This is a genomic window from Anaerolineales bacterium (genome assembly GCA_022866145.1).
GTDB lineage: Bacteria > Chloroflexota > Anaerolineae > Anaerolineales > E44-bin32 > PFL42.
Map to the genome: position 1 here is coordinate 1 of JALHUE010000125.1, position 8,052 is coordinate 8,052.

At 64.7% G+C, this 8,052-nt stretch carries 5 protein-coding genes; all 5 read right to left on the bottom strand.

Translation table 11 applies throughout. The annotated features are described in order from the left end of the window. Positions 1-165: 165 nt before the first annotated feature. Positions 166-1,887 (bottom strand): FAD-dependent oxidoreductase, encoded by a 1,722-nt coding sequence (locus tag MUO23_03870; GenBank protein MCJ7512089.1) that lies wholly within the window; start codon positions 1,885-1,887, stop codon positions 166-168. Between the two features lie 541 nt (positions 1,888-2,428). Then, positions 2,429-4,141: a SulP family inorganic anion transporter gene (locus MUO23_03875; GenBank protein MCJ7512090.1), complete on the bottom strand. Its 1,713-nt coding sequence runs from the start codon at positions 4,139-4,141 to the stop codon at positions 2,429-2,431. A 24-nt stretch (positions 4,142-4,165) separates the two neighbouring features. Beyond that, the gene (locus MUO23_03880; protein MCJ7512091.1) at positions 4,166-5,446 is read right to left on the bottom strand and encodes a chloride channel protein; all 1,281 of its coding nucleotides are present in this window, start codon (positions 5,444-5,446) and stop codon (positions 4,166-4,168) included. A gap of 145 nt (positions 5,447-5,591) precedes the next feature. Beyond that, positions 5,592-6,497 carry a universal stress protein gene (locus MUO23_03885; protein ID MCJ7512092.1) on the bottom strand — a complete coding sequence of 302 codons (906 nt, stop codon included), beginning with the start codon at positions 6,495-6,497 and terminating at the stop codon, positions 5,592-5,594. Between the two features lie 3 nt (positions 6,498-6,500). Beyond that, the gene (locus MUO23_03890) at positions 6,501-7,814 is read right to left on the bottom strand and encodes an Nramp family divalent metal transporter (GenBank protein MCJ7512093.1); all 1,314 of its coding nucleotides are present in this window, start codon (positions 7,812-7,814) and stop codon (positions 6,501-6,503) included. Between the last annotated feature and the right edge of the window lie 238 nt (positions 7,815-8,052).

The window sequence follows — 8,052 nt, forward strand, 5'->3', positions numbered from 1 at the left end:
CGGCTTGTCGCCAAACGCCGGTCCAGCACGGATAGCGGCTTGCTCGTCACCGGCTCGGGCCGCAGGGCTGAGCAGCGTATCACCTGCCGGTCCCGCCTCGCCGCGTGCGGTCACCCTTCGGGGTTTGGATCCGTACCTGCGCGAGACATCGGGTTCCCTCATCTGTCATGTCCTTGGGCTGCTCACCTCCGGGCGGTTCTCGTCCGCAACGAGATTCATGCGAGACAACATGCCTCCGGACAGATTGCGGGCCTGGAACCCGTACTGTAGGAGGATGCGCGTGGCGTAGTAAGCCCGCTGGCCGGAGCGGCAGATCACCAGGATCTCCCGGTCGCGGGGGAGCTCGCCCAGCCGGGCGCGCAGCGCCGGCAGCGGGATGTTGACGGCTCCCGGCACGTGCTCGACGGCGAGCTCTTCGGGATTGCGCACATCCAGGAGGAATCCGTCCCCCGAGCCGTTCCAGTGGGAAAGCGGCAGGTCGCCGTTCAGGACGTCGGCGGCAACCATGCCGGCGAAGTTGAGCGGCGACTTGGCGCTGCCGAACTGGGGCGCGTAGCACAGCTCGGCTTCCTCCAGGTCGTAGATCGTCCCGCCCAGCTGGATCACTATCGCCGCAGCGTCGATGCGCTTGTCCACCCCATCCTGGCCGACCGCCTGCACGCCGAGCAGGCGGCCATCGGACTTGCGGAAGATGACCTTCATCGCCAGGTACTTGGCGCCGGGGTAGTAGCCGGCATGCGAGTTGGGATACAGGTAGATCTTCTCGTAGTCCAGGTCGCCGGCGCGCACGAGGGACTTCTCACTCGCCCCGGTCCAGGCTACGGCGGCGCCGAACAGGCCAATGATGGCCGTGCCTTGCGTTCCGCGGTAGCGGGAGTCGCGGCCGCAGATCACGTCGGCGGCGATGCGGCCCTGGCGGTTGGCCGGCCCAGCCAGCGCCACCAGCGACCACTGCCCGGTGACGGTGTCCTTGACTTCGACCGCGTCTCCCACGGCGAAGATGTCCGGGTGGCTGGTGCGCATGTGTTCGTCGACGCGGATCCCGCCGCGTGCGCCGATCTCGAGCCCGGCGTCCTTCGCCAGAGTCGTCTCGGGTCGCACGCCGATGCCGAGCACGACAATGTCGGCTAGGAAAACCTTTCCCGATTGTGTGTGGACCTCGAGCGAGCCGTCCGCCGCCGGCTGGAAGGAGGCCGCCCCATCGGAGAGGACGAGGCGGACGCCGTGTTTCTCCATATGGCGCTCGACGTAGCGTGCCATCTCCGGGTCGATCGGGTCCACGAGCTGTGCGCCGCGCTCAACCAGCGTCACCTCAAGCTCCTGATGGATGAGGTTCTCCGCCATCTCCAGGCCGATGAACCCGCCGCCGACGACTACCGCCCGCAGTGTGGGCTTGACCGTCTGGAATCCGGTGTAGGTGTGCATGCCTGAGGCGTGGGTCTTGCGTTCCTCGATCCAGCCGCGGATCTCCCGGGCGTCGGGTACGGTGCGAACGGAAAAGACACCCGGCAGATCGATCCCGGGCAGGGGAGGACGGATCGGCGCCGCGCCCGGCGAGAGTACTAACTTGTCGTACGCCTCGTGGGTCACCTCACCGGTTGCGACGCTGCGCAACTCTACAGTTCTCTTCTCGGGCGAGATCTTCGTCACCTCGCAGCCGGTGCGTGCATCGATGGCATACAGCGTGCGGAATGCCTGCTCGTTCGCCACCAGCAGGCTCGACTCCTTCTCGATCACGCCCCCGACGTGGTAGGGTAGCCCGCAATTGGCATACGAAACGTAGGGTCCGCGTTCCACCATGACGATCTCGGCGGTTTCGTCGAGCCGGCGCAGGCGCGCCGCACACGACGCGCCGCCTGCCACTCCACCGACAATGATGACCTTCAAGAGAGTCCCTCCCGTCTGCCCGCCGTGTGTCGCGACATTCCCTGCCTTCTCGAAGTCCGCCCGTTCCCTAGAACCACGAGGCAAGTCTTGCGCCTTCTTTTCCGGGCTGGTGTTCTTACGGTCCCGAAGCTGACGCAGACTTGCGTCAGCTGATCTTCTTCAATGAAAGCGAAACGACCCAAAGTCACACTTCCCCCTCGCGGGTGATTTCAGCAGTCGCATCAGAACAATCGCTCTGTCGCTCGGCGTCGTTGGCTTGCGAATGGTGAATCTTCAACGTTGGTCGTCCTGGGCATTCCGGCTGACCTCGTGGCTCCTTGCATGGCCTCAATTGCCTCTCAGGCAAGAGCTTTCACCGGGACCTGGGCAGACTCAGGCGTCGGCGCGGCTTTCATTGGGTTGGGGACCCCAGACGAGAACGGCAACAAGGACGCCCGCACTGCGGGCGGCGCGAGCTGTCTTCAATGATCTCCGATGCACCCTTACTTGCCCCTCCATCATGGGCTTGCCTCTATCTCCCGCCGTCCACTCACCGACGAGGCTACGACTGCCCGAATCGTGCGTGATACGCCACGACCGCAGCCCTCACCGAGGGATAGATATTCTCCTTGCCAAACCGTTTCATCAATCCGGTGACCTGAAGCAATTCACGCAGCGGTCCGTTTGCGCGGGCAACCCACAATTCGACACCGAGCCGATCGAGATCGGCATCCAGCGTCTCCAGCGCTTCCGCCGCGGTCGAATCGAAATCGCTGATGGCCTCGGCATCGAGAATGACGCAGCGAAGCCCAGTCCCGGCGCTGGCGACGAGCGCCTCCATCCGCTCGGTGAAGAAGGCGGCGTTGGCAAACACGAGCGGCGCGTCAAACCGATAGACAATCAGCCCCGGCTCGGTCAGCGCCGTCTCCGTATCGGTGACGCCGCGATAGACCGTGCCCCCGCTTGCATCCAGATCGTCCAGCAGCGCATCGTGGGGTCGCGAAATGCGAGCGATGACATTGATCAAGGACAGCGTGACCGCCACCAGAACGCCCTGTAGAATCCCGAGGGTCAGCACGCCGAATGCGGCCACCACCGCCAGCCAGAATTCGGCCCGCCGCACCTGCCGCAGGAAGCGAAAGGCCGCCAAATCCAGCAGGCTGAGCGAGGCAATGATGATGATGGCCCCTAGGACGACCGTGGGGAGCGGGGCGAGCCACGGCGTGAGGAACAGAAGGAAGACGATCGTGAGGGCGGCAGCCAGGAGTCCGACCCATTGCGATTTGCCGCCCATCTGATCGGAGACGGCGGTGCGCGAGCCACTGGTGGCGGCGGGAAACCCTGTCAGGAAGCCAGCCGCGATGTTGGCGGCGCCGATGCCCAAGAACTCCTGATTGGCGTTGATCTTCTGGCTGTGCCTGGCTGCGAAGACGCGGGCGGTGAGGACCTCGTCGGCGTAGATTAGGATCGTTAGGGCAAAGGCGCCAGGAAGCAGCGCAAAGAGATCCTGCAGCTGGACGGCGGGGATCGTCAGGTGTGGGAGTCCGGCGGGTACCGGACCAACGACTGCCACCCCCATGGCCTCGAGGTTGAAGACGGCCGAGGCCACGATGGCGACGACGACCACGATGAGAGCCCCGGGCAGGGCGGGATTCACCCGGCGCATGAGAAGCAGCGCCGCCATACTGACAATGCCGATGACCATGGTCAGCAGGTGGGTTTCATCCAGGCGGCTGATCAGCTCCGCAATCTGGCGGAAGAAGGCGTCGCTCTCGAGCTTGATGCCAAACATCTTCCCCAGCTGGCTGCCCATCACGATGAGCGTCGTGCCGAAGATGTAGCCGACGAGGATCGGCTTGGACAGGAAGTCGGTGATGAAGCCCAGTCGAGCCAGTCCGCCGAGCAGGGCCAGAATGCCCACCAGGATGGCGGTCATGGCGGCCAGGGCGGCATAGCGCGCCGGATCCCCGCCGGCCAGCGGGGCCACGGCGGCCGCGGTCATGATGGCGGTGGTCGCTTCGGGACCCATGATCAGCTGACGTGAAGTGCCGAACAGCGCGTATAAGACCATGGCGCCGAGGGCGACATACAGCCCGGCGACGGGAGTGACCCCGGCTAGCTCGCCATAGGCCATTGCCGAGGGCACCAGCACCGCAAACACCGTCACGGCCGCGATCATTTCGGTGCGGAGCAGGGCGGGAGCGAAGCCTTTCACGAGGGCAAGACCGGGAACGAACCGTGAAAGGCCTTTGGATGTCGGGTTGGGATCTCGCACTAGGCACCTGTTGCGGAATCCGAGCTACTGGGTCTCGGCGAGGGGTTGGGCGTTGTTCGCCGAACGACGGGCAGCGCGCAATCCCAGCAAGGCTGTCAGCAAGGCGCTGGCAACCACGGCTACGGCAACCGCAGGCGATGTCTCCGCCTGCACCATGGCCAACGTGAAGAGCGCCGCGAACAGAGGCGCCCTCAAAGCGGCGACGAGGGCGCCCGCCATCGTCGCCGCCACGGTGACCGCAACGGGAATCGCGGGAAACAACAGGTTCACCGCCAGGCCCAGGGCGACACTGGCAAACACGATGGGGAAGATATAGCCACCTTTCCAGCCGGTGGCCAGCAACAAGGATGTGGCGAGCAGCTTGGACAGACTCAGTACGATCAGCATCACCGCGCCGAGCTCCGCAGCCTGAGTGATCAGGTCCAAAGTTCCAGCCTCACCCGAAAAGAGCGTCAAGGGGAGGAGGGCCCCGATGATTCCCATTCCCAAGCCGCCGATCAACCCCCGCAGGACCAGACGCCCCTTCATCGGTTGGAAGAGTCGCTGCAGGCGACCAAGGGAAACCATGAAGAGCACGCCAGCCAACCCGCCAACGAGACCCAGCGGTGCTGCGTACAGCAAGTCCGCCAGCCGGGGAGTATAGGCCGGGAACTGATACAGAGTGTCGAAGAACACCCCGGTCAGCATGACGAAGACCACCGTCGCCACGGCCGAGGACAGCAGGCTGGGAAACAGAACCCAGAAATACGTCTTCTTGCCGCCGGGGCCCCCCCGTGCCGATTCCAGGCCCAACAGCGCCCCTCCGAAGGGGTTTGTGATGAAGGCGCCAAGCATCCCACTGACGCCGGAAAACCCCAGCGTGCGCGTTTCCTGGTCATCCAGTTTGAGCCGGTCAGAAAGCAGCGTGCTGATTCCGCCGCAGGCATCCGCCAACGGCGCTTCGGGTCCGAGGCTGGCGCCGCTTATGAGCGACACAAAAGCGGTGATCACGATCCCGGGTGCGTGGCGATAGTCGAACCTGCCCGTCTTGCCGAATTCCAGCATGACCTCAGCAAAGATCCCATTATGGTCGCCAAAGAGCTTGACCAGAAGCCCGACCAGCAAGCCGCCGAGGGTGCAGATGAGAAGCGTGAAGAGGCGCGGGTCTATCCCCAGGGCGAGCGCAAGTTGCTGCCACACAAGCTGCGTACCCTGATCAACGAGGGCTATGAAGCCAAAGGTGATCGAGGCGCTGACCAGGCCCAGCAGGGCGACGAGCACTAGAAGTCGGACGTAGGGTGCCGGTCGGGCTTGCGTGTCAATCATCAGTGCACCTCCTACCAGGCGTGAAGGACCGCTCGTCTGACCATTGGTCTTCCGGCTCACCCCGCACTGGCCCCGCCAGCCTGCGGCGAACTGGAGATTTTACTACAGGGACACAGGCCGTGCGGCGCCCCCAATGCGACCCAAGCTATCGGTCGCGGATCGGGACGAAGAGGACCGGTATCTTGGAGCGGGCCGAGACCTTGGGGGGGACGCTGCGCTCCCAGAAAGCCTCGCTGCCCAACGTGCCATGCACGCCCATGACAATCAGCCCGGCGCCGATCTGCGCCCCCACCTCGACGATTTGGGTCGCCGGATCCCCTCGGGCCACACTGGTCTCGACCTCTATCCGGTCCTCGCGAACTGCCCGAGCCTCATCCTCCAGATAGTTCTGCGTGTTGTCCCTGTCGATGTCCAGCATAGCCCGTGTGGCGCTGGGAAGCAAGCGTCCGGTGGCGGCCTCGTACCCTGCCAGCGTTTCGAACGTCGGGATCACCGAGAGCAGGTGGATCGGCACCCCGAACGGCTTGGCCAGCCCTGCAGCATAGGGTAGGCAACGGGCGTGTTCGGGATGGTGGTCCAGCGGCACAAGGATTCTGGTGCGAAGGAAGTCCGTCGTGCGTTCCTGAACCTCAGGACGGATGAGCAGGACCGGGGTGGTGCCCATCGCGATGACCTGCTGGGCGATCGTTCCGAATACGAGGTGGCGCGCCCCGCCGCGCCCGTGGGTGCACATCACGATCAGGTCCGGCTCGAGCTCGTCGGTGTGGTCGACGATGCTGCGCGCCACATCGTTGACTTCGGCCGAGTGGACATGCGCCCTCACGTTCAGGTGGGGCGGGAATGCCGTGCGCGCCAGCTCGGCTAGATAGGCTGTGGCCTCGTCGACGTCGCTGAGGTGGCGGTCACTGTGGATCGATTCCGGCGGCCGATGTTCGATCAGGTGGATCAGGGTGACCGAGGCCCCGAGCTGGGCCGCGACCGAAGCGGCGGGGGGAAGGGCTGCCTCCGCCAGATGGGATCCGTCGAGGGGGACGAGCACATGGCGGAACATGGACTACCTCAGGATGACGATCTGATACACGAGATACAGGTTCAGGGTGACGATCGCGGCCGCCGAGAGGCTGGCCGCAATCGTCGTCAGACGTCGATTCACGAGAATTCCCATGATGTCGCGGCGAGCAGTGAACAGCACCAGCGGGATGACGGCGAAAGGCAGGCCGAAGCTCAGCACGACCTGGCTGAGCACCAACGTTCGGGTCGGGTCCAGGCCTAGGGCGATGACGATCAGCGACGGCAGCATCGTGACCAACCTGCGGATCCAGGCCGGGATGTGCGTGTGCAGGAATCCCTGCATGATGACCTGGCCGGCCATGGTGCCGACCGAGGCGGACGAGAGTCCGGCGGCCAGGAGCGATATTCCGAATACCCAGCTGGAAGCGGGCCCCAGCAGCGGTTCCAAGGTCCGATGGGCTTCCTCGATGGTGCCGATGCTGGTCAGCCCCTGGTTGAAGAACGTGGCGGCCGCCATGATCAGCATCGCCATGTTGATCATGCCGGCAGCGCCCATGGCGATCCCCACGTCCACCGTTTCGAAGCGCAGCAGCCGCCGCTGCTGGGCCGCGTTGCGGGTGACTATGCGGTTCTGCGTGAGGGAAGAATGCAGGAAGATGGCGTGGGGCATGACGGTGGCCCCCAGGATTCCCGCCGCCAGCAGAACGCTCTCCGGTCCGGCGAAGTGCGGTACCAGCGCGTAGTGCAGGACCTGATTCCAGGCGGGGCGGTCGATCAGCGTTTCCACCAGGTAGCACGCGGCCACCACTCCGACCATGACGGTGATCACGGCCTCCAACGGCCGAAAGCCGTAATTCTCCAGGCTCAGGATCAGGAAGGTTGCCACTGCCGTCAACAGGCCGGCGGCCCACAAAGGGATCCCGAAAAGCAAGTTGAAGCCCAAGGCGGCGCCGAGGAACTCCGCCAGGTCGGTGGCCATGGCGACGATCTCCATGAGCACCCACATGAATAGAACGAAGGGTCTGGGGAAGTGCGTCCGGCATTGCTCGGCGAGGTTGGCGCCCGATGCGATTCCCAGCTTGGCGGAGAGGGTCTGCAAGAGCATCGCCGTCAGATTGGATGCCACCACGACCCAAAGCAGTAAGTAGCCGTATTTGGCGCCGGCCGCGATGTTGGTAGCGAAGTTGCCCGGATCCATGTAGGCGACGCTGGCGATGAAGGCCGGGCCCAAGAACGGAAGCAGCCTGGCAAGCCTGCCCTTGTCGCTCTTGCCCGACAGCACCTCGTTGGCGGCCTTGAGAGTCCCCTCGTCGCCACGGCCGGAGGCAGGGGCGTGGGGGAGCTTCTCCTGATCCATGCTTCGCCTCTTACTCGGCCGGAAGAGGGCGAGCGGTCATGGGGATAGCCAACCGTCCCCTTTGGGCCAGCGCCTGAGGGAACAGCGGAGGGGTCGCAGACATCCGGTCAGTCGTCCTACCCGTGCCTCTGTGGGCTGCGAGAGAGCCTGCTCGCTGAGCAGGCTCAGCCCCGGGAACCCGGAGCAAAGCGGCTTGTTCACCGCCGGCTTTGGCGCCCCCGGCGAGATTCGAACTCAC